The sequence below is a fragment of the Apolloniradiicaulis salifontis genome (genome assembly GCF_053756655.1).
On sequence record NZ_CM132387.1, the window covers coordinates 276,665 to 302,114 of the forward strand.

The 25,450-nt window shown below is 63.6% G+C and carries 22 protein-coding genes and 1 tRNA gene; 17 read left to right on the forward strand and 6 right to left on the reverse strand.

Going from position 1 to position 25,450, the window contains the following annotated elements:
* The first annotated feature begins 9 nt into the window (after positions 1–9).
* A tRNA-Arg gene (locus ACWCOP_RS01265) sits at positions 10–86 on the forward strand.
* A gap of 587 nt (positions 87–673) precedes the next feature.
* Here the strand turns inward: ACWCOP_RS01265 and ACWCOP_RS01270 are convergent.
* Positions 674–1,294 carry a TetR/AcrR family transcriptional regulator gene (locus tag ACWCOP_RS01270; protein ID WP_478249408.1) on the reverse strand — a complete coding sequence of 207 codons (621 nt, stop codon included), beginning with the start codon at positions 1,292–1,294 and terminating at the stop codon, positions 674–676.
* A 200-nt stretch (positions 1,295–1,494) separates the two neighbouring features.
* Between ACWCOP_RS01270 and ACWCOP_RS01275 the strand changes: the two genes are divergently transcribed.
* The 10 genes from ACWCOP_RS01275 to ACWCOP_RS01320 all read left to right on the forward strand — a co-directional run bounded on the left by ACWCOP_RS01275 (position 1,495) and on the right by ACWCOP_RS01320 (position 7,898).
* Entirely contained in the window at positions 1,495–2,250 is a 756-nt protein-coding gene (locus ACWCOP_RS01275; protein WP_478249409.1) for an SDR family NAD(P)-dependent oxidoreductase, read from the forward strand.
* A 3-nt stretch (positions 2,251–2,253) separates the two neighbouring features.
* A complete protein-coding gene (locus tag ACWCOP_RS01280; protein ID WP_478249410.1) occupies positions 2,254–2,757 on the forward strand; it encodes a hypothetical protein in 504 nt (167 codons plus the stop codon).
* A complete protein-coding gene (locus ACWCOP_RS01285) occupies positions 2,754–3,923 on the forward strand; it encodes an MFS transporter (RefSeq protein ID WP_478249411.1) in 1,170 nt (389 codons plus the stop codon). The genes ACWCOP_RS01280 and ACWCOP_RS01285 overlap by 4 nt, the downstream gene beginning before the upstream one ends.
* Positions 3,924–4,005: 82 nt before the next feature.
* The gene (locus ACWCOP_RS01290; RefSeq protein ID WP_478249412.1) at positions 4,006–4,491 is read left to right on the forward strand and encodes a cupin domain-containing protein; all 486 of its coding nucleotides are present in this window, start codon (positions 4,006–4,008) and stop codon (positions 4,489–4,491) included.
* Between the two features lie 39 nt (positions 4,492–4,530).
* Entirely contained in the window at positions 4,531–5,010 is a 480-nt protein-coding gene (locus tag ACWCOP_RS01295; protein WP_478249413.1) for a hypothetical protein, read from the forward strand.
* Positions 5,011–5,035: 25 nt separating this feature from the next.
* Complete coding sequence (locus ACWCOP_RS01300; protein ID WP_478249414.1) at positions 5,036–5,788, forward strand: SDR family oxidoreductase; 753 nt, start codon at positions 5,036–5,038, stop codon at positions 5,786–5,788.
* 11 nt (positions 5,789–5,799) lie between these two features.
* Positions 5,800–6,213 (forward strand): hypothetical protein, encoded by a 414-nt coding sequence (locus tag ACWCOP_RS01305; protein ID WP_478249415.1) that lies wholly within the window; start codon positions 5,800–5,802, stop codon positions 6,211–6,213.
* 21 nt (positions 6,214–6,234) lie between these two features.
* Positions 6,235–6,870 carry a cysteine hydrolase family protein gene (locus ACWCOP_RS01310; RefSeq protein ID WP_478249416.1) on the forward strand — a complete coding sequence of 212 codons (636 nt, stop codon included), beginning with the start codon at positions 6,235–6,237 and terminating at the stop codon, positions 6,868–6,870.
* Positions 6,871–6,954: 84 nt separating this feature from the next.
* Positions 6,955–7,362 carry a nuclear transport factor 2 family protein gene (locus tag ACWCOP_RS01315; RefSeq protein ID WP_478249417.1) on the forward strand — a complete coding sequence of 136 codons (408 nt, stop codon included), beginning with the start codon at positions 6,955–6,957 and terminating at the stop codon, positions 7,360–7,362.
* Positions 7,359–7,898, forward strand: coding sequence for a hypothetical protein (locus ACWCOP_RS01320; RefSeq protein WP_478249418.1), 540 nt, complete (start codon positions 7,359–7,361; stop codon positions 7,896–7,898). Before ACWCOP_RS01315 ends, ACWCOP_RS01320 begins: the two co-directional genes overlap by 4 nt.
* 46 nt (positions 7,899–7,944) lie before the next feature.
* Here ACWCOP_RS01320 and ACWCOP_RS01325 read toward each other — a convergent pair whose 3' ends face one another.
* Positions 7,945–9,195 carry an alpha/beta hydrolase gene (locus tag ACWCOP_RS01325; protein ID WP_478249419.1) on the reverse strand — a complete coding sequence of 417 codons (1,251 nt, stop codon included), beginning with the start codon at positions 9,193–9,195 and terminating at the stop codon, positions 7,945–7,947.
* Between the two features lie 4 nt (positions 9,196–9,199).
* On the reverse strand, positions 9,200–10,192 hold the full coding sequence (locus ACWCOP_RS01330; protein ID WP_478249420.1) for a helix-turn-helix domain-containing protein: 993 nt from the start codon (positions 10,190–10,192) through the stop codon (positions 9,200–9,202).
* A gap of 170 nt (positions 10,193–10,362) precedes the next feature.
* On the opposite strand from ACWCOP_RS01330, the gene ACWCOP_RS01335 reads away from it, so the two are divergent.
* The 4 genes from ACWCOP_RS01335 to ACWCOP_RS01350 all read left to right on the forward strand — a co-directional run bounded on the left by ACWCOP_RS01335 (position 10,363) and on the right by ACWCOP_RS01350 (position 17,472).
* A complete protein-coding gene (locus ACWCOP_RS01335) occupies positions 10,363–11,454 on the forward strand; it encodes an efflux RND transporter periplasmic adaptor subunit (protein ID WP_478249421.1) in 1,092 nt (363 codons plus the stop codon).
* Positions 11,455–11,468: 14 nt separating this feature from the next.
* Complete coding sequence (locus ACWCOP_RS01340; RefSeq protein ID WP_478249422.1) at positions 11,469–14,600, forward strand: efflux RND transporter permease subunit; 3,132 nt, start codon at positions 11,469–11,471, stop codon at positions 14,598–14,600.
* Positions 14,597–16,024 (forward strand): efflux transporter outer membrane subunit, encoded by a 1,428-nt coding sequence (locus tag ACWCOP_RS01345; RefSeq protein ID WP_478249423.1) that lies wholly within the window; start codon positions 14,597–14,599, stop codon positions 16,022–16,024. Before ACWCOP_RS01340 ends, ACWCOP_RS01345 begins: the two co-directional genes overlap by 4 nt.
* A gap of 272 nt (positions 16,025–16,296) precedes the next feature.
* The gene (locus tag ACWCOP_RS01350) at positions 16,297–17,472 is read left to right on the forward strand and encodes an acyl-CoA dehydrogenase family protein (RefSeq protein WP_478249424.1); all 1,176 of its coding nucleotides are present in this window, start codon (positions 16,297–16,299) and stop codon (positions 17,470–17,472) included.
* A gap of 78 nt (positions 17,473–17,550) precedes the next feature.
* Here the strand turns inward: ACWCOP_RS01350 and ACWCOP_RS01355 are convergent, their stop codons facing one another.
* On the reverse strand, positions 17,551–18,570 hold the full coding sequence (locus ACWCOP_RS01355) for a DUF6607 family protein (protein ID WP_478249425.1): 1,020 nt from the start codon (positions 18,568–18,570) through the stop codon (positions 17,551–17,553).
* Positions 18,571–18,759: 189 nt separating this feature from the next.
* Here ACWCOP_RS01355 and ACWCOP_RS01360 point away from each other — a divergent pair, with 189 nt between their 5' ends.
* Together ACWCOP_RS01360 and ACWCOP_RS01365 are read left to right on the forward strand one after the other, a co-directional pair.
* Positions 18,760–20,916 (forward strand): TonB-dependent receptor domain-containing protein, encoded by a 2,157-nt coding sequence (locus tag ACWCOP_RS01360; RefSeq protein ID WP_478249426.1) that lies wholly within the window; start codon positions 18,760–18,762, stop codon positions 20,914–20,916.
* Between the two features lie 133 nt (positions 20,917–21,049).
* A complete protein-coding gene (locus ACWCOP_RS01365) occupies positions 21,050–21,523 on the forward strand; it encodes a thermonuclease family protein (protein ID WP_478249427.1) in 474 nt (157 codons plus the stop codon).
* 24 nt (positions 21,524–21,547) lie between these two features.
* Here the strand turns inward: ACWCOP_RS01365 and ACWCOP_RS01370 are convergent, their stop codons facing one another.
* Together ACWCOP_RS01370 and ACWCOP_RS01375 are read right to left on the reverse strand one after the other, a co-directional pair.
* Positions 21,548–22,915 carry a M24 family metallopeptidase gene (locus ACWCOP_RS01370; protein WP_478249428.1) on the reverse strand — a complete coding sequence of 456 codons (1,368 nt, stop codon included), beginning with the start codon at positions 22,913–22,915 and terminating at the stop codon, positions 21,548–21,550.
* A 73-nt stretch (positions 22,916–22,988) separates the two neighbouring features.
* The gene (locus ACWCOP_RS01375) at positions 22,989–25,427 is read right to left on the reverse strand and encodes an FtsK/SpoIIIE family DNA translocase (RefSeq protein WP_478249429.1); all 2,439 of its coding nucleotides are present in this window, start codon (positions 25,425–25,427) and stop codon (positions 22,989–22,991) included.
* Positions 25,428–25,450 lie beyond the last annotated feature (23 nt).

Here is a 25,450-nt window from a genome sequence, read left to right on the forward strand (position 1 = left end):
GCGTCCGACGCACCCGTAGCTCAGCTGGATAGAGCGCTGCCCTCCGAAGGCAGAGGTCAAAGGTTCGAATCCTTTCGGGTGCGCCATCCTCTCTCGCTCTCCTTCGCGTCCGCTCAGTCGATCCTCGCTGGGCGGGGACGAGCCCCGATTGCTGTGGGCGGGCGGTCGCCCTTGCGAACCCGGCGGGATCGAGCATGCTCCTTCGAGGGGCGCGAGGTGTTGAACAAACATATGGACCATAGGAAGTTTCAACTACATCTGCGCAGAAAGTGCGATTCGCCCGCGCTGGACTCAGTTCAAATTAACAGCAGCTCACCCTCGAGAGCCGCGTCGCTTGAGTGAAGAATTCGATACTCGACTCTCACCAGAGAGGCAGATTTTTATTGGAACTCATAGATTGTTGGAGACAGTCCAACAAATTTCCATGAACTATAAGTCACCGTAGAAAATTGACCTCTTATCGGGGTGATCGGTATCGAGAACTGATCCCCCTGATCTAGGTGACCACGATGCCTCCGAATCTATCGGGAGTTGGGGATGTTGGTCCCGGAAACGATCGCGAAGACCCGGCGGGCGTATTTTCAGGACAAGAGGCCGAGAAAGCAGATCCCTTGGGAGCTGCGGGCTTCGCGCAACACGGTGCTCAAGTTCATTTGGTCCGTCGCGACCGGATTCAGCGATCAGGGGGAGCGGACACGGCCAGCTGTGCTTTCAGCAACTGAAGAAGCATGTCTCTGAAGCGCTCAAGCTCGCCGATGTCGGCAATGCTGCGCCCATACGACCAGAGCCCCTGGCTTGCCGCCGCGAGGAACCCGGCCAGTCTATCGCGTTCCTCGCTTTTCAGCGTGAAACCGGCGCTTCGGGCAGATCTCTCGACCGCCCCTCGGAAGGCCTTGCGCAGATCGACCATATGCCGAGAAACGATGACCTGAACCGCTTCATCATGGGGCGCGACTTCCGTCATCGCATTCGCGAAGAAGCATCCAGGCCCGGGCATTCCGTGCAGTTTGTGCAGCTCGATGAAATGGTTGAAGTAGGCATCAATGGCGGCCAGTCCGTCTTCTTCCGAATGCAGGATCGCAAGTGCCGGGTCCACATACGTGGCCCGGTAAGCTTTGAGGCATCCGAGCAGCAGGCCTTCCTTGTTGCGAAAGTCGCCATAGATGCCGCCTCGGCTGACGCCGGTGGCATTCACGAGATCTTCAATAGTGGTCGATGCAAAGCCGTTCTTCCAGAAAACCCTCATGGCGCTAAGGGCAAGATCCTCTCTCGATGCTGAGCGTGGTCTGGCCATGGAACACTCCGTTTCATCAGCGCGGGATGTCGCCGCCTTGCCCGGCTTTCATGCCAGATCCGAAGCCAGCCGTCCCGGAGCGTGCTGGCGAAACTCTCATTCGAAGCTGCAAGGACAAACGTCGCAAGTTTTCCATTGAGTTTTGGAATGTGTGTTCCATAATATCAGGAGATGAATAAGGCCTGACCGCCGGTTCAGACATGGCAGAAACCACCGGAGACAGGCTTATGACAGGAACGGTTATTGTTCTCGGCGCAGGCACGACGATGGGTGTCGGCGGGGCCGTATCTGCGAAATTCGCCGCAGCGGGGCATCGCGTCGTAGTCACCGGTCGGACGCAAGAGAAGATCGATCACACAGTAATGGCCATCCGAAATGCGGGCGGCAAGGCCGACGCCATGGTGTGCGATGTCACGATTGAATCAGACCTCGACCGGGTATTCACGCACGTGGAGAAAATCGGGCATCCCGTTTCTTCGGTGATTTACAATGCGGGAGGCAACGCGCCGATCCCTTTCGAAGACATCACGAGCGCGCAGTTCGAGGCCTTTTGGCAGGTCGGCTTCATGGGCGGGTTCCATACGGCCAAGCGCGCAATGTCGCTGCTCGCCCGGCAGGGCTCTGGTTCGATGCTGTTCACCGGGGCTTCGGCATCGCTCAGAGGCAAACCGAACTATGCGCATTTCTCAGCTGCAAAAGGGGCGTTGCGAAACCTGTCTCAGGCGCTCGCGCGCGAGTACGGACCCCGCGGCGTCCATGTCGCGCACATCATCATCGACGGGGTTGTTGATGGAGAGCGGGCGCAATCGCTATTCGCTGACTATCTAGACACTCTTGGCGAGGATGGGTCCCTCGATCCGCACGCGATCGCAGAGACCTTCCTGATGGTGCACAACCAGCATCGCTCCGCCTGGACGCACGAACTCGACTTGCGCCCGTTCAAGGAGGCCTGGTGAGCCGTGACCGACGGTTCCGACTTGCTGTTTCTGACGTCCGCCGTCCTCGCCTCGCTCGGCGTTTTCGCCCATGAATTCCTTGGCGCTCCAAAGGTGCTTGGCCCGCTCAAGCTGTCCGGCCTTCCCGTCGACATCGTCTGGCTGCACCACTTTTCCTGGCACGTCGCATCGGTCGCCGTGCTGGCGATGATCGCGCTGTTCGCGCTTGCCGCGTGGCGGTCCGACGGATTCATCCGCGCCGCTGTGGCTGCGGCGAAGAGTTCTGGATTCGCGGCAATTGGACTCTCCCGCGCGGTTTTTGGCGATCACGCGCTATGGCGCACCCCCGGCGCCCTATCCCTGGACGCTAATCGCCATTCTTGGCGGCGCCGGGCTCTGGCTCGAGGCTCTGTCCGCATGAGCCGGGAACGGTTGAATCGTACATCTCGCGGCGCGTGGCGGGACGCGTGCGAACGACCGGATAAGGCCAGTTTCGCGAATCTGGCTCCGTCCGGGCGCCGCTTATGAACCTGCGCCTGATCAGCCTCGTCTTTGCGCCGTTCGCGTTCGGAACCAGCGCTTTTGCCTTTGTCGGCCTCATTGACCCGATGGCTGAGGGCCTTGGGATCAGCGTTCCGCTTGCGGGGCAGCTGCAGACCGTGTTCGCCGTTGCATGCGGGCTTGGCGGACCTGTTCTGGCTCGGTTGCTGGGCGGTCTCGATCGCAAACGATTACTGTTGTTTGTCATGGTCGTCCTGGTGATCATGAACCTTGCCTCCGCCTTGGCGCCCGGCTTTGGTTCCATCGCCGTGATCCGCATTGCAGGCGGCCTGTTCGCGGCCCTCACACTTCCTCTGGCTTCAACCATCGCAGTAAACATGGCGCCGGAGAGCAGTCGCCCGGCCGCTATTGCGACTGTTCTGGCCGGGTATACGCTCGCCTTTCTGATTGGCATGCCAGTCTGCACCCTGCTCGGCGACGCCTTGGGCTGGCGCGCAGCATTCTGGTTTGCGGCGGCGGTCTCTGCGGTCGCGGTCGGCATAATCGCGATCGGCGCCCCGGCCGGGGTTTCGGCGCCGCAAGTGGCCGGGGCCAACTTCGCCGGTGCGCTGAAGGGCGACAATCTGCGCTTGATGGCGATCACCCTGCTCGGCTTCGGCGCGACATTTGCGACCGTCAGCTATATCGGCCCGCTGATTACCGCCTTCGCCGGGCTTCAGGGCGCCGCGATCGGCGGCGTTCAGATTGCGACAGGGATAGGCAGCCTGCTTGGACTGCCTGCCGGCGCTGCGCTGGCGAAACTTCCCCTCAAGACCGCGCTGGCCAGCCTTCTGTGCGTGACAGCCGTAACGCAGGCTGCGTTCAGCCTTGGCATCTTCGTGGACCTGGCTTGGGCGGCACTGCCTCTGTTGGTCATCATAATGGTGCTTGGATCGGCGGCTTTGTTCGCGACCAGCCCGGTCATTCAGACACAGCTGGCCAATTCAGCCGGGCCGGCCGCAACGATCGCCTTCGCGCTGAACGGGTCGATGGTCTATTTCGGTCAGGGTCTCGGTGCGACGCTCGGCGGAACCGTCACGGCGGTGTCCGGCATCGCATGGACCGGGATCGCAGGCGCACTCGTTGCAATTGCTGGTCTGTTAGTCGTCGGGCTGCTTCGGCCGGCAGCCAGCAAGACCCATTTGGCCACCTGATGACCGGTTTGGCAACGCGACGGCTCGCAGGTTCCCGTTCAATCATGAAGCCGGGAAACGTCGCGTCTATCGGGGTGAAAACATGAAAAAATCTCACTTGCCAGTCTCCGCTTTGCTCTCCGCTGCGGTAGCGGGGCTCACCCTCACCGCTTGCGCTCATGGCACGGTCAAGAGCGAGACCAATCCGGCAAGCGCTTCGACTGATAGCCTCGTCAGGACACCGATCGAAGACACCCAGTTCGGGCAATTGCTTCCAGGCGCAAATGTCTACTTCGTTTATGGCGGCGTTGGCATGGGCGTCCCCACAGCTCAGGTCTCAAAGCTTGACGCCGGCGTATCGTTCGATCGTCACATTCACACTCACGACTATCATGCTGTCGTGATTGCCGGAAACTTCCAACACTGGGAGGACGGGGACCTTGATCAGGGTCCGGTGATGACTGCTGGGTCGACATACTATCAGGGCGGCAATGTTCCACATTATGACGCCTGCCTCGGACCTGAGACCTGCGTGCTCTACGTCTACTTCCCGGTCAGCGCCGACTTCGAGTTCGTGCCGGCAGAATAGTTGATCTCGCCCATCGAGCCCACCTCGGAGAAAATTGCAATGAAACGGTCTAGCTTTCTGGCGGTCCTCTCCACAGGTCTTTTCGCTGGCGGCGGCACGATGGTGGGCCTGTCTTTCGGCATCGTCTTCCTAGGTCTTGGCGGGCTCGTCCCGGCAATGAGCGGCGAGCAGCTCGTAGCGCTGTTTCCGAAATACTGGATCGCGATTGCCTGCACCATCATCCCGGTTGCGCTGACCAAGACGGCGTCGCTGGCGACCGCGACCTTCAGCGCGCCGAAGGGCAGCAATGAGCGGCGGCTATGGCTCTGGTCTTTCGGATTGTGGCTGGTGAACTGCGCGATCACCGTCGGCTATCACGTCCAGGTCGTGATCGGGTCTTTCATGGGAAACTACACCCCGGATGAGATGGTCGGCACGGTTCAGCTATGGGTCGCGCTTCACTGGATCCGCGTCGCCCTGGCGCTGGCGAGCTTTGCACTGGCGATACTCGCAATCACCCGGTCGTCTTCGAAATCATGAAACCTTCCTGGCTGGCCAAAACATAATGAATTTCAAAAACAAGATCGTCCTGATTACAGGCGGCTCCTCCGGTATCGGCGCTGCTCTTGCCGAGCGTTTTAAACGTGAGGGCTGCGCGGTCACCATCTGCGGACGGGACGAGACCAAACTCTTCGCTGCGGCCACCCGGCTGGGCGTCAACGCTGTGCGCTGCGACGTATCGAACCTTGAAGACTGCCGGAACCTTCTGGCGACCATGCAAAGCGAGTTTGGCGGCCTCGACATTCTGGTGAACTGCGCCGGTGTCTTGCTGCCTTACGAGATGGCGGAGGTCGCGGACGGTGTCGAAAAAATCCGTAGCGAGATCGAAATCAACGCCATCGCCCCGGTCACCCTGACCTATCTGGCCTTGCCGCTCCTGAAGGAAAGCCAAGCGGCGTCTGTCGTGTTCGTCAGTTCCGGCCTCGCCTACGCGGCCTTCGCGCCGACGCCCGTCTATACGGGAACCAAGGCGCTCATTCACCACGTCGCACAATGCCTGCGCCACCAGTTCATACCGCTCGGGGTCAAGGTCTTCGAATTGCTCCCGCCTGTAACTGACACGCCCATGGCCGCCAACATGAATGCTTCGGCATTCAAAAAGTCTCGGCCAGAAGACGTCGTCAACGACCTGATCAAAGCCATGCGGGCAAGACAGTACGAAGTGCCGTCCGGACAATCGAAACAGTTGCGTCTGATGAGCCGACTGGCGCCCCGCTTCCTTTTCAACCGCATGGCGACAGCACTAGAGAAAAAATGAATCGAACGTCGATGGGCAACATCCTGAAATGGATCATAGCGTTGCTTATCGGTGCAACGCTGTTTCGCGCGCAGACCGTGCTGTTCCTGCCCACAGTGGAAATGTTTGGCGGCATCGCGCCGAATGGCTGGTTTGGCCCTTGGCTGAGTGACGCGATCCTCGGATGTCTCGTGCCCGTCATGGTTTTGCTATTCCTGACCCAACGAGGGATCAGAATCTGGGGCGCTCTGGTCCTCTACAATGCGATTGGTGCTTTCGATTATTCGCAGGGCCTGATCACGCAGTTCATCAGCCCGATGCCGACAGAAATGGCTTCGCCGACGACTGTTTACGTTGGGATCGGCCTTTTCATGATCCTGCAACTGATCGCGCTGGGATTGCTGTTCAGACGGGACGTCATCCAGCACTTCGCGTCCCCGTGCTGAACCCGACTGAAAGGAAAAGCCATGACCGACCTGACTTACCCAAAGGGAAACACAGCACTGCTCTTCGTTGACCCTTATAATGACTTCCTCGCTGAGGACGGCAAGATGTGGCCCGCGCTCAGCGAGGTCGCCAAATCCGTCGATCTTCACGCCAATCTCGCCCGCGTCCGCGCGGCGGCGCGTGAAGCCGGAATGCCGATCTTCATCCTGCCCCACCATCGTCACCAGCCTACGGATTTTGACGGATGGTCCCACCTGACACCCTCACAAAGGGCCGCGCACGAATACCAGCTGTTCGCCGTCGGCAGCTCGGGAGGAGACTGGTATCCAGGCTTCGGTCCAGAGCCGGGCGACATCGTCGTCAGGGAGCACTGGGGCGCCTCCAGCTTCGCCAACACTGACCTTGATGTGCAGCTCCGCCAGCATGGCGTAACCCATGTCATCTTCGTCGGCCTGATCGCCAATACCTGTATCGAAACGTCGGCACGTTATGCGGCGGAACTTGGATATCATGTCACGCTGGTGCGCGACGCCACGGCAGCCATGTCAGCAGAGGCCATGCATGCCGCCCATGACATCAACGGCCCGACTTATGCGCACGCGATCCTCACTACAGCAGAGATCGTGGCGAAACTGATCGGTGAAACGACCAAGTGATCCCAGCGTGGCCCACACAGCTGCCTGTGGCGACATGATAGGTGAAACAGTCTCGTCAAACCTCCTCGAAATCAGGAGATCATCATGAGTGGAAAAAGATCCGGCCAATTTGGAACCCGAAGCCCGCACGAACAAACCTCACTCGACGAATGGCAACGTATCATCCATCAAGGCGACTGGGGACAACTGCCCGATCTTCTTGCAGAGGACGTGACCTACCACACCCCAGCCGACGCCATGCCGCTGCGTGGCAAAGATGCAATCGTCGACAGCTTGCGGTTGTCGTTCGATGCGTTGGAGACTTTCGAATATTCGCGCCGGTTCAGCGGTGACGAGGGCTTTGTGCTTGAGTTCCGCGGCAGCATCGGCGATGCGTCCTTCACGGGCATAGACATCATCCGCTTGGACGCCTCAGGCAAGATCACCGACCTTGTCGTCATGATGCGACCCATAGCAGCCATCATGAAGCTCGGAGAAAAAATCAACGGATGATCCTGGGCCACGCCGCAACAACACTCGTCGCCAAACGGGTCGCCCCGGAAATGCCCTGGTGGCTTTTGTTCCTCAGCGCCTTTCTCATCGACATCGCCATGTTCACCTTGGTCGCGTTCGGCATCGAGACGATGGCGCCCACCGGCGAACCTGGACCGACCCTGGCGAACGCGGTCATCGACATGACGTTCAGTCACGATCTTGTTCCCCAGATCGGGTGGACCTTGCTCGCCGGAGCGATCGCGTTCGCGGCGACGCGGAGGGGCATGTTCGCTTTTGTCGCAATGGCGTTGTCATTGAGCCACTGGCTTGGTGATCTGGTCGCCGGCTACGGGCATTTTGTATTCGGCCCCGACAGTCATCCCCTTGGCACGGATTGGTATCACCTGAACCTGCCGGCGGCGCTGACGTTTGAGGCTGCCCTTGGGGTGCTTTGCGTGTTCGTCTTCACCTGTAAACGCGCCCTCCCGCTCAGTCTACAGGTGGGCCTCTACGCCTTGTTCGGGATTCTGCCCTTCGCTTTTCTGGTCATTTGACGGAACGCCGGAGCGTGCCCCGCGCCGGAAATGCGATGTCGCGGTGCTATCGCGCGCTCAGCTCATAGAAGGGTCCGGCGACCGGTCTCAATCCTCTGGACGGGTCGCCAGGTCTCGCGCCGGTTTGCAAGACGGTGGCTATGTCAGCGATGACCCTGGGGTTCAGCCTGAAATAGCTGTGCCCAATTCCGCCGGGCAGGCCGGTTACCCTTACAAACGCTATGTTTTCGACCCCGAGGAACACATCACCGAAATTCTCGTCGTAGCTCTGACGGGTGGAGCGCCCAACGCGCAGGCCGGATGACACCAGGCTGGAAAGCCTCAGGGCCGCGTCGTCAGGGTTCGAATAAAAGGTGATCTGTTCGACGGCCAGCGCGAACCGTTCGGCCCCGAGCCTTTGATAGGCGACGGAGACATCAAGGTCAGCCGCGGCGAAAATCAGGTTCTCGAGCTTCAGTACCTGTCTGGGAGATCGGCCGCTCGCACGCACCTCTATAATCAGTTCGCGCAGAGCCGATGTCGTGACATCAACGCCGCGGCTGTGGGCGATGATGTTAATCGCTCTCACCTCGTCCATGTCACGCAGCGCGCGCAAGGTCTCCTTGAGATGAAAGATCGAAAATTCCCCCGATTCGCGGGCCGAAAAATAACCCAGCAAATTGCCTTCAACCGTTGGCCAGCTGAATACGACTGGGGCTGCGCCGCGCCCTGAAGAGTGCCAGATGTCCGTCAGGTCGAAGGCGGCGTCGTCAAAGCCTGTATTGAACCCGTGCACGTAGAACAGTACAGTATCGGTGTTCGCGTCCAATAATCGACGTCTGACAAGGTCCTGAAACGCCAGCCGCGACGCCTGATAGGCCTCGGCGATATCCGCCTCCTCAACGACGACGCCGTCCACCAGCCGGTAGGGAAGCGGGGTTTCGGGAAAGCGGATCTGCCGATCGATCTCACTGAGGGATAATTCTGGCTGGCCCCTCGACGGCGGCGATCCCGCCGCCAGGTCCATCAGGTCTTCCCAGCTTGTTCCCTGGCCGATATCGACCACGACCTGTCCTGCCGTCATCGATCTGGATCGCTGCGCAGTATAGACTCTGTTGTCGTCGTCCCAGACTCGGTCGGTCACGAAGATCATGTCCGCCCGAGGCTCACGGTATGGTGCGGCGATCCCATCCTGGGGATACCCGTTCTGCACGGTGTAGAGGCTGGGCGCCGGCGCCAGGAGCCGCGGCGACGCGCAGCCCGCCACCGCAAGCAGCACCATCAAGGACGCAAGGATAATTTTTCCCTGAACAGCCATCAGCTCAAGTCTTCGCCTGGCGCGACCGATAGGCCTCAGGTGTCATGCCGAACTGCTTCTTGAAAGCGCGGAAGAAGGATTTGGAATCCAGAAAACCGATCATTCGCGAGATTTCGGTCATGCTGAATTCGCTCTTTGTGAGATACCGGGCGGCCAGCTCGAATCGAACCTGGTCGAGAATGGTCTGAAAAGTGGATCCCTCATCCTTCAGCCTTCTCTGCAGCGTGGACCGGCTGATCCTGAGGCGCCTGCACACGGCCTCCGCATGCGTCGGCCCTCCGTACAGCTCCGCCCGGATCGCAGCCTCCACCATTGATGCGAAAGACCCCGAGGCGTTCCGGTCCTGAAGCTGTTGTTCAAGCTCACGTTCGACGTCGAGCCAGAGAGCCTCGTTCTCGGAGATAAACCGAGTGTTCGCGTCCTTTTCAGTGAACTCGAGCGCCACGACATCAAAGGATTGGGGAGGGCTTCCGAAATATGCTTCAACTGCGGCCAGATCATACCGGCTTTCCGGCAGGGATATTGAAGCCGGGCTGATGTGGCGCGCCGAATGATTGCGCGCCTTTTCAACGACAAAGATGCTCATGGGTATCGTAAGAGAGGCCGGCAATTCGATATCGTCGGCGTCGGGCCTGAACTCCACGCGCAGGAGATCGCGGTCACTGGAAATGACCATCAAGACCGGACCAAACAGCGCCTTGTAACGGGCGACCCGTTCCAGGCCGACCCTGAGATTGGGCGCGCACGTGCAGGCCAGGAAGATCGGCGCCATCGTTCCATTCGCCATCTTTCGCCCAAGCGAAAGCGGGTCAAAGCGCGGTCCGGCTAGATCAATGACCGAATCCCAGAGCGCGACAAAGTCGTGGCTGGTGACGCTAAGCGCGGCCTTTTGTTTTGCTTTGTCAGACAGGGCTGACCGCGCGACCGCCTCGTCAAAGGACACGTCGAGGATCGGGCAGGTCGCCCCTTTTACGATGGATGTCGAGTACTCGCGCAAATTCCGAATCTCCGCTTTTCTTCTTCTTGCATCCGGTTCGGCATTGAATCGAGACCGCCCCCAGCGATTGACCCAAATCCCCACCCCGCGACCCAAATCGCCACTCGCAAAACCGCTCACCCAAATCAAAATGCAAGCGATCTATAGTCGCATGGTTCGGGGCGAAGGCATTGAAACAATTTTCCATTGGGGCCGGGGCCTTCTTGCTGTTCTTGTCTGCTTGCTCTGATCAGGCTCCTGAGAATGGCCCGGCCCCTCGTGTGGTCGAAACGTTCGAGGTCCGCTCCAGCGACGACCGCTCCGCACCGGTCTATTCAGGCGTCCTGCGGGCGCTTCAGCGCTCGGACCTCAGCTTTCTGCGCGGCGGGCAGGTGGTGGAGCTAAGCAAAAATCTTGGCGAGACCTTCGCCGGCGGCGAAACTCTCGCTCGCCTCGACAGCACTGAACTGTCTCTGGCTGCTGAGGAACTCGCCGCCAACCTGGCCGGGGCGCAGTCGGAGCTGGCCGACGCGCAGCTTAATTATGACCGGCTCGTCGGCCTTGACGGTACAGGGGCGGTCTCGCGATCGGAGATCGATGCGGCGACGGCCCGCCTGGACACAGCGAGAGCCCGCGTACGCAGCGTTCAGGCGGCTATCGGACAGGCGAGGCAAAGGCTCTCGGAGACCACCCTGAGAGCCCCGTATGACGGACAAATTGTAGAGCGGCTCATTGAACCGTCACAAACTGCGGCCGCAGGTCAGCCCGTCTACCGGGTGATTGGTGATGAGGGCGGATTGGAGGCGGTCGTCAACCTGCCCGTGACCGCGCTCGATCTTTTCGTACCGGGCTTCCAGACCGACGTGCTTGTGCGGCCGTCCGGGGTGCGGCGGTCCGCCACCGTGACCGAAGTCGGCAATGCGGCCGGGCGTTCGGGATTATATCCGGTAACGCTTCAGCTCGCCGACTCCACCGGACTGAGGCCGGGATTGCGGGTAGAGGCCCCGGGCCTGGAAAGCGGCGCGGCGCGGCGTGGCCCCGTTATTCCATTGACCGCCTATCGAGCAGGTCGTGGCTCGTCCGCCGGGGTCTTCGTCGTCGATGTGGAAACCGGGCGGATTTCCCTGCGAAGCGTGTCGCTCGGGAGCATAACCGATCGCGGGATTGAAGTGGTCTCCGGGCTTGAAACTGGCGACCGGATCGTTGCGCGTGGCCTGCCGTCCCTGCGCGACGGGGACGTGGTGGTCCCGCTTGGCGTCGGCGTTCAGCAGTTCAACGAATAGGCGCAGGCACCTTTATGAACCTCTCCCTACTCGCCTTGCGCCAGCAGTCAGCCGTCTTGCTGATCGTCGGCCTGATCATGGTTTACGGCGCGTACAGCTATTTCAACCTGCCCGCACGCGAAGACCCGGAGATACTGGTTCGCGAAGCCGTCGTCGTGACCACTTTTCCCGGCCTTGACGCCGCCCGCGTGGAAATGCTGGTGACAAAGCCGCTTGAGGAGGCGCTTACGAGCCTTCCCGAGCTCAAAGAGATCCGCTCCACCTCGATGGACGGCGTTTCGATCATCCACCCGGTGATCGACGATCAGTACACCGATCTCAGTCAGATCTTCGACCAGATGCGCGAGCGGATTGAGGACGCCTCGGCGCGCCTGCCTGACGGCGCCAACCCGCCGGTCATCAATGACGAATTCGGTGACGTCGCGATCATCACGCTCGCGCTCTGGGGCGACGACTATCCGCAGCGGGAGCTCTACGACTACGCCCAGCATCTGCGCGACCAGATGCTCGCCATTCCCGGCACAAAGAAGGTCGAGATCGTCGGCGTGCAGCCGGAGCAGATTTTCATCGAGTATGAAGACTCGGTGGCGTCCCAGATCGGCTTTGCGCCAGCCGATTTCATCGGCGCCATCCAGAGCCAGAACATCATTCAGCCCGGCGGGCAGATCGATACGGGCGAGACGGCCTTCATAATGGATCCCACCGGAGATTACCGTTCGCTGGCCGATATCGAGGCCACCCTCCTGCGTGTTCCGGGAGCCGACGGGCTCGTGCGGCTCGGCGACGTCGCCACCGTCCGGCACGGCTATGTCGATCCGCCGCGCAACAAGGCCTTCTTCAACGGCCATGAAGCGTTGGTCCTGACATTGGCGATGCGGTCGGATCAGTCGGTCCTGAACTATTCGCGCAGGGCCACTCAGACCATCAATGCGCTTCGCGAGACCCTGCCGGCAGGTCTGAATCTCGATGTCATCACCTACCAGGCCGACCAGGTCGGCGGGGCGGTTTACGGCGTTTCGATCAACATGCTGCAAACTCTGGCGATCGTGCTGATCGTCGTCATCATTTTCCTCGGCATACGCACCGGGCTCATCGTCGGATCCATCATCCCGGCGGTGATCCTCGCCACGCTTGGCGTGATGGGTGTGTTCGGCATGCAGCTGGAGCGCATGAGCCTTGCGACCCTGATCATTTCGCTGGGCCTTCTGGTTGATAACGGCATCGTCATTTCAGAGGACTTCAAGCGCCGCCTGGGTGAGCATGGGGACCGCGATATTGCGATCAGGCAGACCGGTTCTGAACTGGCGCTGCCGCTTCTGGCCTCTTCGGTCACCACGATCGCCGTCTTCCTGCCCTTGATGATCGCCAACACCGCCTCGGCTGAATACACGCGCTCCATCTCGCAGGTCATCCTGATATCGCTGTCGATCTCGTGGGTCTTCGCGATGACCGTCACGACGACGCTTTGCTACCATTTCGTCAAGCTGCCGGCGGCTGCGCTGGCCGATGGGACTGAGCGGAGGCCTTCCGGTTCAGAGCGCCTGTTCGCCCGCGCCGAGGGCGCATACGGGGCCATTCTGTCGGTGCTCATCCGGTTTCGATGGATCTATGTCGCCTTCATGCTGACCGTTCTGGTTCTAAGCGCGATGCTGATGGGGACCATCAATCAGAAATTCCTGCCCGAAAGCGATCGCGCCCAGATTCTGGTTTATGTCGACCTGCCCCCGGGGGTCACCGAGCGCACCACCGAGGCGCGCCTTCGAGAGATGATGGCCATCATCGGGGACGAGGACCGCTATCCCGATGTCATAAGCTACGCCGCCTATGTGGGCTTTGGCGGACCGCGCTTCGTCCTGTCTCTCGCGCCGGTCGATCCGGCGCCGAACAAGGGCTTCATCGTCATAAACATGACCGATCTGGACGCCACGATCTCAACCATTCCCCAGCTGAGGAATGACTTCAGGACCTCGGTGGCGGACGTAAACGCCCGGGTGTCGCGCATGTTTCTGGGCCAGTCGGACCCCAACGTGATCGAGATACAGCTGAAGGGCCCGGACGCCGACTATCTGTTTGAACGCGCCCCCGAACTGGAGCGCATGCTGCTGGATGTTCCAGGCACTCTGGACGTCTGGTCTGACTGGTATGATCGGATTGATCGGCTCGACGTGCGTGTGGACCAGCAGGCCGCCCGCATCGCCGGGGTGACCTCGACCGACATCGCCGGCCTGCTCGCTCAGTTCGCGTCCGGCAGCCCGGTCTCACAGTTCCGCGACGGCGACGAAGTGATCCCGATCGTCATCCGCAGCACCGGCGCGGAGCGATCAAGCATCGACCGATTGCGAACCTCTTCGGTGTTCTCTTCAGCCACAGGCGAGGCCATCCCGCTGTCCCAGGTGGCCAGCGTCGAGCGCGCGGACGGATACTCGTTCATCCAGCGCGAAGATCTGATGCGCACCGTGACCATCCAGGGCCGCAATCCGAACCTGACGCCGCAGGACATGGTCCCGATCCTCGCGCCGAGACTTGAGGCCTTCAACGAAACCCTCGCGCCGGGCCATTACACGGAGTTCGACGGGCTTCTCAACGAGATCAACGCCACTAACGCCGCGCTCGCGGCGACGATGCCGCTGATCTTCTCGATCTTCCTGATCGTACTCGTGCTGCAGTTCAACGGGTTCAAGCGGCCCGCTGTTCTCCTGCTCACCTTGCCCTTTGTCATTATCGGCGCCGCGGTCGGCCTGTTTGTCATGCAGGCGACCTTCGGGTTCATGGTGATCCTGGGACTGTTCGCCCTGGTGGGGATTTTGATCAATAATTCCATCGTGCTGGTGGACCGGATCGATATCGAACTGCGAGAGGAAGGGCGCGATCCGGCGGCCGCAGTCATCAGCGCCTGTCAGCGCCGGCTCTGGCCGATCCTGATGTCGACCATAACCACGGTGATCGGCCTTCTTCCGCTGATCATCGCAAAGGACATCCTCTTTTTCGGAATGGCGAGCGCGCTCGCGTTCGGCCTCGGCCTCGGCACGCTGCTGATCTCGCTGGGGCTCACGCCGGTGCTCTACTGCCTGTTCTTCGGCATCAAACCCACCGGTGGACGCGAGCGCGCGGGTCCCGCCATCTCCACTAAAGGTGCGACGGCATGAGGCGGCTTGGACTCCTTTCCCCGCTCCTGGTGGCGCTTGTGGCCGGCTGCGCCGTGGGTCCGGATTACGCCGCGCCTTCACGTTCCGTTGATATGCGCTTCAGCGACATCACGCTCGAGGACGAGGCGCTGATCGACACCTCGGTTGCGGCGGAGGCCGCCTGGTGGGAACGCTTTGAGGACCCAAGGCTGACCGCGCTGATCGAGACGGCGGCCGGGTCGAACACCGATATCCGCCTTGCCGTTCACCGGGTGGAGGAAGCGCGCGCAAGCCGGGCGATCGCGCGGGCGCGCGGTTTGCCCGACCTGACTGGATCGTCCTCCGCCTCAAGCCTGCAAAGCAGCGAAACGGCGGGCGGGTTGGGTGCGCCGCCAGGCGCGCCGTCAAATCAGAATCTGTTTGATCTCGGCTTGAACCTGAACTGGGAGCTCGACCTGTTCGGACGGTTGGGCCGGCTTGAATCCGCCGCCCAGGCGCGGCTGGAGGCGAGCGAAGAAGATCGCCGCGCCGTCATGGTCGCCGTGTTCGCCGAACTCGGGATCGCTTACGCCGAGTTGCGCGGGCTCCAGGCACAGTTCGACGTGGCCGGGCGCAATATCGAGCTGGCTTCCCGGTCTGTGGAGCTGACGCAATTGCTTGTGGAGCGTGACCTGGCGCGGGAATTCGACCTGGTTCGAGCGCGCGCCGATGTGACCGAGCTCACGGCCCGGCGCCATCAGCTGCTGTCGGGTCAGCGTGCGGCCGCGGCGCGCATCGCCGTTCTTACCGGTCAGCCGCCGGCAGATGTCATGGATGCACTGCTTGCCAGCGGGCCGCAGATGAGCGCCGTCGCGCGCATTCCCGTCGGCCTGCCCAGCGACCTACTAAGCAGACGGGCCGACATCCGCGCCGCCGAGCGCCGCCTGTCCGCCGCCAGCGAGCAGATCGGTGTTGAAATGGCCGATCTCTTCCCGAGTTTCTCGCTCACCGGCGCTGCGGGTCTGGCCTCCGCCAATATCGAGGATCTCTTTGACGCGGGAAGCCAGACGGGGTCCTTGGGCGTCGGCTTCCGGCTGCCGATCTTCAACGCCGGCGCACAACGCGCTGAAATCACCATCGCCCGCAGCCGCTTCGGTGCGGCCGGCGCGGACTATGACGCCGCGGTTCTCAACGCCCTGGCCGAGGTCGAAGCCGCGCTCGCCGCCTACATCTACACTGCACGCGAGTTCGATGGCCTGATAGAGGCGCGAAGGGATCGTGAGCGCGCCTATGAACTTGCGCAGCTGCGATACCGTTCCAATACGGACAGCCTGTTTCCTGCTCTGGACGCCGGTCTTCGCCTGACCGCGCTCAATGCGGAAATCGCGCAAAAGCAGCAGGCGCTTCTTGTGGTGCAGGTCGACGTATACCGCGCTTTGGGAGGTGGCTGGTCGGCCTTTGATTGATGTGGCTGACGTGACCCCGTGTTTCCTTCCAGCTGAGGCGAGGTTCCAGGGTTGATTTGACCCTCCAACCTGTCGGACGGCGGGGTCTCATTATGCCGCGCGAGCAGGCGAGCGCTCAATGCCGTGGAGGCGGCTCAGGAACTCATGTCACCAGCCTTCGCCCGTCGGCGCCAGGCTTGGGCGAATGAATGCGGCGTTTCGCTTCGCGGCGCCGCGTCGACATCGGCGCGAAGCGCGCTAGGCTCGCCTGAAAATCACAGGGGAGCGCCGCCATGATGAAGTCCCAGCCGCCGGCACGGCCGTTCGATACGCCTGAGCGCAAGGCCTTCCGTGAGACCGTGGAGCGCTTTGTCGAGACCGAGATCGCCCCCTTCGCCGACGCCTGGGACGAGGACGGTGATTTTCCCTGGGCGCTCCACGAGAAGGCCGGCGCGCTGGGCCTGTTCGGCTTCGGCATTCCTTCCGAATATGGCGGAAACGGGTTTGACGACGCCCTGATGCGCTTCGACGCCGGGGTCGCGCTCGCCTATGCCGGGGTCGGAGGCGTGAACGCCTCGCTGGGCTCGCGCGGGATCATGACCGGGCCCATCGTCCAGCTGGCCGCCGAAGACCAGAAAGCTGAAGTTCTCGAACCCATCGTCTCCGGCAAGGCGGGCGGCGCGCTGGCCATGACAGAGCCGTCGGGCGGGTCGGACCTCGCCCGCCTGAAGACGCGCGCGCGGCGCGACGGTGATGACTGGATCATCGACGGCGAGAAGACCTTCATCACCGGCGGCATGAAGGCGGCCTGGTATGTGGTGGGCGCGCGCACCGGCGGCGACGGGTTTGGCGGGATCAGCCTGTTCCTCGTGCCCGCCGACGCGCCGGGCTTCACCCGCACGCCGATCCAGCGAAAGATGGGCTGGTGGTGTTCAGACACCGCCACGCTCCATTTCGACGCCTGCCGCGTGCCGGCGGGGGCGCAGTTGGGAGAGGAAGGCGCGTGCCTGCTCGCGATCATGGACAATTTCAACTATGAGCGCCTGAGCCTTTCGGCCGGGTGCCTGGGGATGGCGCGGCGCTGCCTGGATGACGCCGTTGACTATGCGCAGCAGCGCGAAACCTTCGGCAAGCCGCTGATCAAGCACCAGGCGATCCGCCACAAGATCGCGGACATGAGCGCAAAAATCGACGCTCTGGACGCCTATCTGCAGATGATCGCCTGGCGCATCAATGAGGCCCGCGACGCCGGCGGCCCCATGCCGGCCGCCGAGCTCGCCAAGGCCAAGGTCCTGGCCTCCACCACCGCCGAGTTCTGCGCCAGCCAGGCGATGCAGATCCTGGGCGGGGCGGGGTATTTGCGCGGCTGCGCGGTGGAGCGCATCTATCGCGAGGTGAAGGTGATGGCCATTGGCGGCGGGTCGGAGGAGATCATGCGCGACCTCGCCGCCAAGCAGATGGGCCTTTAGGCGGGCCCCCGATCGCGCTTCCTGCAAGATGTGCGACGCTGTTCAAGACAGCCGGGGCCCGCTTTTTCAGATCGCGCGTCAGCGCACCTCCACCGGCTCACCCTCAACGGTCACGCGGGTCTCGATGATCTGCGCGGCCTCGGCGAAGGCGTCGTCGGCGCTTCTCGCCTGGAAAAACACCGCCTGGCCCTGGCTCAGGACCGGGCCGTAGAGCAGCGTGCCGTCCGCATCATCCTCTGTGCTGAAGCTGTCGGCGAGCATGATCGCGTCCCACGCCTGGCGCACGTCCGCCCAATATTCCTGCGTTGCGGTCCAGTAGGCCTGCGCCGCGCCGTCGCCGGAGAGATCGGTGCGCACATAGGTGTTCAGCCCATGCTCGCGCACCAGCTCGCGCGGATCACCGTCACGCAGGACCAGCTTTGAATTGTCCTGTTCATGGGTCCAGCCCCAGGCGGTGATCGTGTGCCGGTTCACCGCCTCGATGACATCGTAATCATCGCGCGTGGTGGCGTCGCGGCGGGGCAGGGGGCGATAGCTGGGCCCCGGCTCCCAGGTGGCGGCGTTGGGGGCGTGCTCCCAGCGCGCCAGGCCGGCGTAGCGCGGGGAATCGTCCACCTGATAGACCGTTTGCGACCAGGCGCCGGCCGCCTCGGCGGCGTCGACGTCCAGCATCCGCCAGCGATTGAAGCCCTGATAGGCCATCAACCGGTCCGGCTCATAGGCCCAGTCCTGGCGCCAATGCTTGATCACGGTGGGCTCGTTTTCCGGGCCGACCAGCAGAAGGTGCTGCAGCGCGATGAAGTCGCCTTCGTCCTCGATCACATAGACCACTTCGCGCGCCGGCGTGATTTTCGGCTCCTGCAGCTCATAGCCGGGCTGGATCGGCAGCACTTCGGTGAAATCGAACGTCACAGCGTACTCTCCCGCCATGGCGAGGATCGCCTGGCGGTCGGCCTCGAACCGCGCGCGTTCTGTCTCCGCAGAGGCCGTCGGCGCGGTCTGCCCCAGGCCAGCTTGGCCCTGGGGCGCCGTGGTGCAAGCGGTCAGCGCGATCCCCGCCGCGCCGGTGATGAGAAGCGTTTTCAGCGTCGTGATCATGTCCCTGCCCGGCGCAGCGCGCCGGCTCCGTCTGTCGATGTGAACCGTTCCGGACCGGCGCCGCCGGTGCGGCGACTGTACGGCCCGATGACACATTTCTTATTGCGAACGATTCCGACTTGCAATCGCAAAAGTGCTCGATCTATAAGACCCGCAAATGCGAACCAGTTGCATATAGGAGCCAGGATCATGGTGTTGCAGGCAAAAAGCCACAGTGTCTTTCGAAACATGCTCACGCTGGGGGCGAGCAGTGCGGCGCTCGTCTTGAGCCTTGCAGGCGTGGCCGCCGCCGATGCAGGAGCGGACACAGGGGTGAGTGCTGGCGCCGACGCCAATCCCCAGACCGAGGCCAGCGATGTCATCGTCGTCACAGCCACGCGCACCAAGCTCTCCAATTTCGACTATCCGGGTCTGGCCAGCGCCATCGATTTCGCGGCCCTGGAAGAAGAGCGGCCCGCCGATCTCGCCGAGCTTCTGGAGGATATTCCCGGCCTGCAGGTCGCCGGCGGACCGCGGCGCACCGGGCAGACGATCAGTCTGCGTGGTTTCGGCCGGGAAAGCGTGACGATGCTGGTGGACGGGGCGCGGCAGAATTTCGCCTCGGCCCATGACGGCGTCTTGTTCCTGGACCCGCCGCTTCTTGGCCGGGTGGAGACGGTGCGCGGCTCGGCCTCGGCGCTCTACGGCTCAGGCGCCTCAGGCGGAGTCATCGCGTTTGAAACGCTGGAGGCCGATGATCTCCTGCAGGACGACGAGACCTTCGGCGCGCGCGCCTCGCTGGGCTATCGCTCGGTGAATGAGGAAAGCCGCGGCTCGGCGGCCGTGTTCGGCCAGTCCGGCGCCTTCGAAGGCATTGCTGCGCTGTCCCTGCGCCAGTCCGGCGATATCGCCCTAGGCTCCGGCGATGACCTCCCGGCGCAGGACGAGATCGTCTCCAGCCTTCTGGCCGGGGAATGGGATGTCACCGAGGCGGTGGAGCTGGAGCTGGGCTGGCTGAGCTTCCGCAATGAGGCGCTGGAGCCCAATAACGGCCAGGGCGCCGCCGGGGTCGACGGGCTCAACCCGCTGGTGCGCAAGGATGTCGCCGCGGACTCCTATCGCGCTACGCTGGCGTTTGATCCCGCCAGTCCGCTGATCGATTTCGAGGCCACCGCCTACCACAATGTGGGCGAGGTGGATGAGGTCGATCCGCTCATCGACCGTTTCATCGAGCGCGATCTCACCACGGTGGGGATTCGCGCAGAGAACCGCGCCGAGTTCGCGCTCGGCGGCCTCGACATGGCGCTGGTCACCGGCGCGGAGACCTATGAGGACGAGCAGGAGGGTTTTGACAGCGCCACGCCCGACAACTCCCGCGGCGGCGTGCCCAGCGGCACGACCCGCTTCACCGGCGCCTGGGCGCAGCTGGAGACGCGGGTGGATCTGCGCAGAGCGGGCGAGCTGATCCTGCTGCCCGGCGTGCGCTTTGACCGGTTCGAAAGCGAGACGCAGGGTCAGGATTCAAACGAGGACGAAGCGGTCTCCCCGCGCCTCGCGGTCACCTGGGCGCCCAACGAGACCGTGCGCGTCTTCGCCAGCTGGGGCGAGGCGTTCCGCGCGCCGTCCCTGAACGAGCTCTATCTCTCCGACACCCATTTCTCGCTGCCGCACCCGGTGCTCGGCCCGCCGAACTTCATCACGAATGAGTTCATTTCCAATCCCGATCTGAAGCCGGAGACCACCGAGACCTTCGAGATCGGCGCCGGGTTCAACCGCGAGGGCCTGTTCACCGCCAATGACCGGTTCGAGATCAAGGGCGCCTGGTTCACGACCGAGGCCGAAGACCTGATCAATCTCTCGGTGGACTTCGCCTTCTCGCCGACCTGCTTCGCGCCGCCCTTCTTCGCGCCGTGCTCTGCGGGGACGAGCTTTTCGGAAAATCTCGACAGCGCCGAGCTGGAAGGCTTCGAGATCGCGGCGGCCTATACGAACGGCCCGTGGGAGCTGTCCGGCGCGGTCTATGAGGTGGATGGCGAGAACACGGCCACCGGCGAGCCGCTGGGCGCGCTTCAACCCATCATGGGCCATGTCACCGCGCGCTACCGCCTGGACGCCGCGCGCCTGACCCTGGGCGGCCGGCTCGGCTTCGCCGGCGAGTTCGACAAGACCCGTGATCCGGCCGCGGAACGCGACGGCTACACGGTCCTCGACCTTTATGCCGGCTGGCGGCCGTTCGAGGGCGAGCGCGTGCGCATCGATTTGGGCGTGGACAACGTGTTCGACGAGGACTTCGAACGCGTCTTCGCCGGCGTCTCCGAACCCGGCCGCTCGGTGCGCATCGATCTGACCTGGACGGGAGGCTGGTAGGGCGCCCGGCGCCTTAACCCATCCTTTAAGGTCCACGTTAAGCCAATGACCTCACCCTGACTCCCATCCTTGGACGGAGGGGAGAATGGGTCAGGTCTACGTATTCTCAAAAAAGCGTCGCGGGCGTGCGCGCGTGCTTCGTACGCTGCGCACCGCCATCTTGCTGGCCGTGGCCGCGTTCGTCCTGCTTCAACCCGATGTGCGCTCGCACATCAGCTCGACGGCCGAGGGTGCGGGATCGTTCGCTGTCGCCGCAGGTGACGGCGGCGGCGCGGCGGCGTTCGCTTGCGAGCCCTTGCGGGTCATCGACGGCGATACGCTGGACTGCGCCGGCGAGCGTGTCCGCCTGGCCGGGATCGACGCGCCTGAAATGACCGGCCATTGCCGTTCGGGGCGGACATGCGTCGACGGCGATCCCCATGCGGCCAGAGCGGCGCTGCAGGCCTTCGCCGCAGGCGGCCTGACCTGCGCGCCGTCGGGCCGCGACACCTATGGCCGCACCATCGCCCGCTGCGAGGCCGACGGCCGAGACGCCAGCTGCGCGCTCATCGCCTCCGGCCACGCTGAAGCGCGCTACGGCCGCATCAGCTGCGCCGGGCGGGCGTGATCGCCGCGGCGAGCCCTGCGCGCCTCAGGGGCTTGGCGGAATAAGGATCAGCTCGGTCTGGCGGCCGTCGAGATAGCGCACGGTCTCGCCGTCGAAGACGGCGTTCTTTTCCGAGCGGAAATCGACCCTTTGTCCGCCCCATTCGGGAACCGCGCCGTAGGACGTCAGCTCGATCGCCCAGGCGGTGTTCGGGCGGATCGCTCCGGCGCCGCGCGGATCGGCCCCCTGATTGTCCCAGAACCCGATCGCCGGCCCCGCCCCGTGTCCGTGCAGCCCGATCGGGTGCGTGTAGATGGACGGGTCGAGCCCCTCTGCGATCGCCCGCTCGCGCGCCCGCGCCAGCACAGCATTGCCGCTGTCGCCGGTTTGAAACGCCTCCACCAGAATGTCCTGCACGCGGTTGGTGTTGGCGAGGCCGCGGTTGAGGCCCGCCGGGGCCTGCGTCTCGCCGGGTTTGAGCACATAGGCCAGCTGCTGGGTGTCGGTATTGAGCCTGAGATAGGTGAGCCCGAAATCGGTCCACAGAAGATCGCCGGGCTCGATCACCACCTCGCCGCTCAACATCCCTTCCGCGCCTTCGCGCTGAATACCCACGGACGGGTGGAACCAGAGTGCGAGCCCTAGCCGCGACGCCTCTTCGCGATACCACCAGACCACGTCGTCCGCCGTGGTCTCGCCCGGCGTGATCACTTGGGTGGAGAAGGCGCGCGCCATGATGTCATGGGCGAGGCGCACCACGCCCGGATAAAGCGCCAGCTCCGGCTCGGTGCGGGTCTCCAGCCAGCGTATGGCGAGGCCTTCGCCGGACACCAGACGGTCGCGGTGATGCGGGGGCAGGGCGGCGGTCATGGCGCGATGCTGGCTCAGCGTCATGCCGTCGGCGAAGGCGGTGAGATCGGACGTGTTGAAGGCGATGCGGCCAGGCTCGCGTGCCGCGATGATATCGGCGACGGCGCGCCACTGGTCAGGCTCCACATCAGGGTCCCAGGCCGGTTCGAACAGTCCGCCCATCCCGTAGCGGCTCACCGTCAGGCGCTCCACCGGCTGACCTTCGCCGGGATCATAGAAGATCAGGATGGTGCGCCGGCGCGCCGCCATGCTGCGCGCATCCAGCATGGTGGCGACCACCGGCTCCTCGAAATACTCGCGCGCCATGAGGATCCACATGTCGACGCCCTCGGCCGCCATGATCTCAGGGATCAGCGTCTCCAGGCGGTGTTGGAGGATCCGGTCGATCACTTCCGCGCGTTCGCGCAGGGGCAGGATGTCCGGCGCGCCGGGTCCGGTCTCCGCCTGGGCCGCCTGCCCGGCGCCTGCGGCTGGCGCCGGGAGCGCGCTCAGGAGAAGCAGCGCTGCGACCGCACACGTCCAGCGCCCGAGATCGATTTGCATGGCTTAAAGCCTTCCCTGCCCGTGTCGCGCTCAGAGTATAGGCAGGGTCAAGCGGGGCAAGCCTGGCCGCGCCTTAATTCTCGCGTTCGGGCAGGAAGATTTCGCGTTTTCCGGCATGGTCGGAGGGGCCGATCATGCCTTCGTCCTCCATGCGCTCGATGAGGCTGGCGGCGCGGTTATAGCCGATCTGCAGGCGGCGCTGGATATAGCTGGTGGAGGCCTTGCGGTCGCGCGCCACCACGGCCACGGCCTGGTCGAACAGATCGTCGCCGGAGCCTTCGCCGCCGCCGAAGATGTCGCCGGCGCCGCCCTCGTCATCGGTGTCTTCGGTGATCGCGTCGAGATATTCCGGCGTGCCTTGTTCTTTGAGGAAGGCCGCCACGTCCTCCACCTCGGTGTCGGACACGAAGGGGCCGTGCAGGCGCCGGATGCGGCCGCCGCCGGCCATGTAGAGAAGGTCGCCCATCCCCAGGAGTTGTTCAGCGCCCTGCTCGCCCAGAATGGTGCGCGAATCGATCTTGGAGGTGACCTGATAGCTGATGCGCGTGGGGAAGTTCGCCTTGATGGTGCCGGTGATCACGTCCACCGAGGGGCGCTGGGTCGCCATGATCAGGTGGATGCCGGCCGCGCGCGCCATCTGGGCCAGGCGCTGGATGGCGCCCTCGATATCCTTGCCGGCGACCATCATCAGGTCGGCCATCTCGTCGATCACCACGACGATATAGGGCATGTGATCGGGCTCGATGATTTCGGTCTCGTAGACCGGCTCGCCGCTTTCCTTGTCAAAGCCGGTCTGGACGGTGCGGCTCAGCACGTCGCCGGCCTCGCGCGCGGCGCGGGCTTTCTCGTTGAAGCCCTTCATGTTGCGCACGCCCACCTTGGACATTTTCAGATAGCGCGACTCCATCTCGCGCACGGTCCATTTCAGCGCCGCCACGGCCTTGCGCGGGTCGGTGACCACCGGGCTTAGAAGGTGGGGAATGCCGTCATAGACCGACAGCTCCAGCATTTTCGGGTCGATCATGATCATGCGGCATTCTTCCGGCGGCAGCCGGTACAGGAGCGACAGGATCATGGCGTTCACGCCCACCGATTTGCCCGAGCCGGTGGTGCCGGCGATGAGCAGGTGAGGCATCTTGGCGAGGTCCGCGGTGAAGGGTTCGCCGCCGATGGTTTCGCCCAGCGCCATGGGCAGATCGGCCTTGGCGGCTTCAAAATTCTTCGACGCCAGCAGCGCGCGCAGGAACACCGTCTCGCGGCTCTGATTGGGCAGTTCGATGCCGATGGCGTTGCGGCCCGGCACAACGGCCACGCGGCAGGCCACCGCCGCCATGGAGCGCGCGATATCGTCGGCGAGATTGATCACCCGGCTGGTCTTCACACCGGGCGCGGGCTCCAGCTCATACAGCGTCACCACCGGGCCGGGGCGCACATGAACCACATCGCCCTTGACCCCGAAATCGGCCAGCACGCCGGCCAGAAGCTCCGCGTTCTGGGCCATGGCGTCGGAATCCACCACGTCGGCGCGCGGCGGGGCGGGCGACAACAAATCCAGGCGCGGCAGGTCAAAGCCGCCTGAGTCTGCAAACGGCAGGGCGCCCTGAGCTTCGCGCGCCTCGCGGTCGGAGGCTTTGGCGGTGCGCTTCCTGGCCACCTTGGGCTGGGCGCGCCGATCTGCAGCAGCGGCGGGCGGGGCGGGGGTCTTGCGCTCCATGGGTCCGGGATCGCCGTGGTTGTCTTTGTCGTCGCGGGCGGCCCGTCCGGCGCGTTTGAGGAAGCCCGGCGCGGTGGCGGCGCTGCCGTCGGGTTCGGGCGCGGGCTCGCGCTCGTCCTTGCGCCAGGGACGCGGGGCGTTGCGGGTGAGCTGGTCGATCCAGACGCGCACAGTGGCCCAGGCGAGCTGGGCGGCGTCCTGGGCCGCAGAAATGTCGGTGAGACGCAAGCCAAAGCAGAAGAACACCCCGAACACCGCCAGCATCAGCCCCAGCGAGGCGGCGAGAAACAAGGGCCCAGGCAGGATCGCGCCGATCAGCCCTGCGACAGACGCCAGCATGTGGTCGCCCAGAAGCCCCCCGAGCCCGGCCGCGAACGGCCAGCCCACCGGCATGGGCAAAGCGCTCACCGCCATGGCGAAGCCGGTGACTCCCAGGGCGCCGGCGGCGAGGCGGAACAGCCCCAGCCAGACGCCGCGCCGGCGCGGGCCGCGCACCATGAGGATCAGGCCCCAGGCGATCAGGGCCAGGGCGGCTGCGGCGCCCGACCAGCCCAGCGTCTGGAGGATCAGATCGGAGGCGATCGCACCCGGCCCGCCCAGCAGGTTCGCCGCCGGTCCGGCGGTGGCGGCGTTGAGGCTTGGATCCATGGGATCATGGCTGAACACGGCGATGAGCGCGAAGACGCCCGCCGCGCACAGCGCCAGCCCGGAGGCGCGCGTGCGGGCGCGCGCGATCAGCCCGGGCGGGGCGATGATGATCTCGTCGGATGAGGACAGGGGTGCGGCGCGAGCAGACATGAGCGGAACAATGGCGCTCAGAG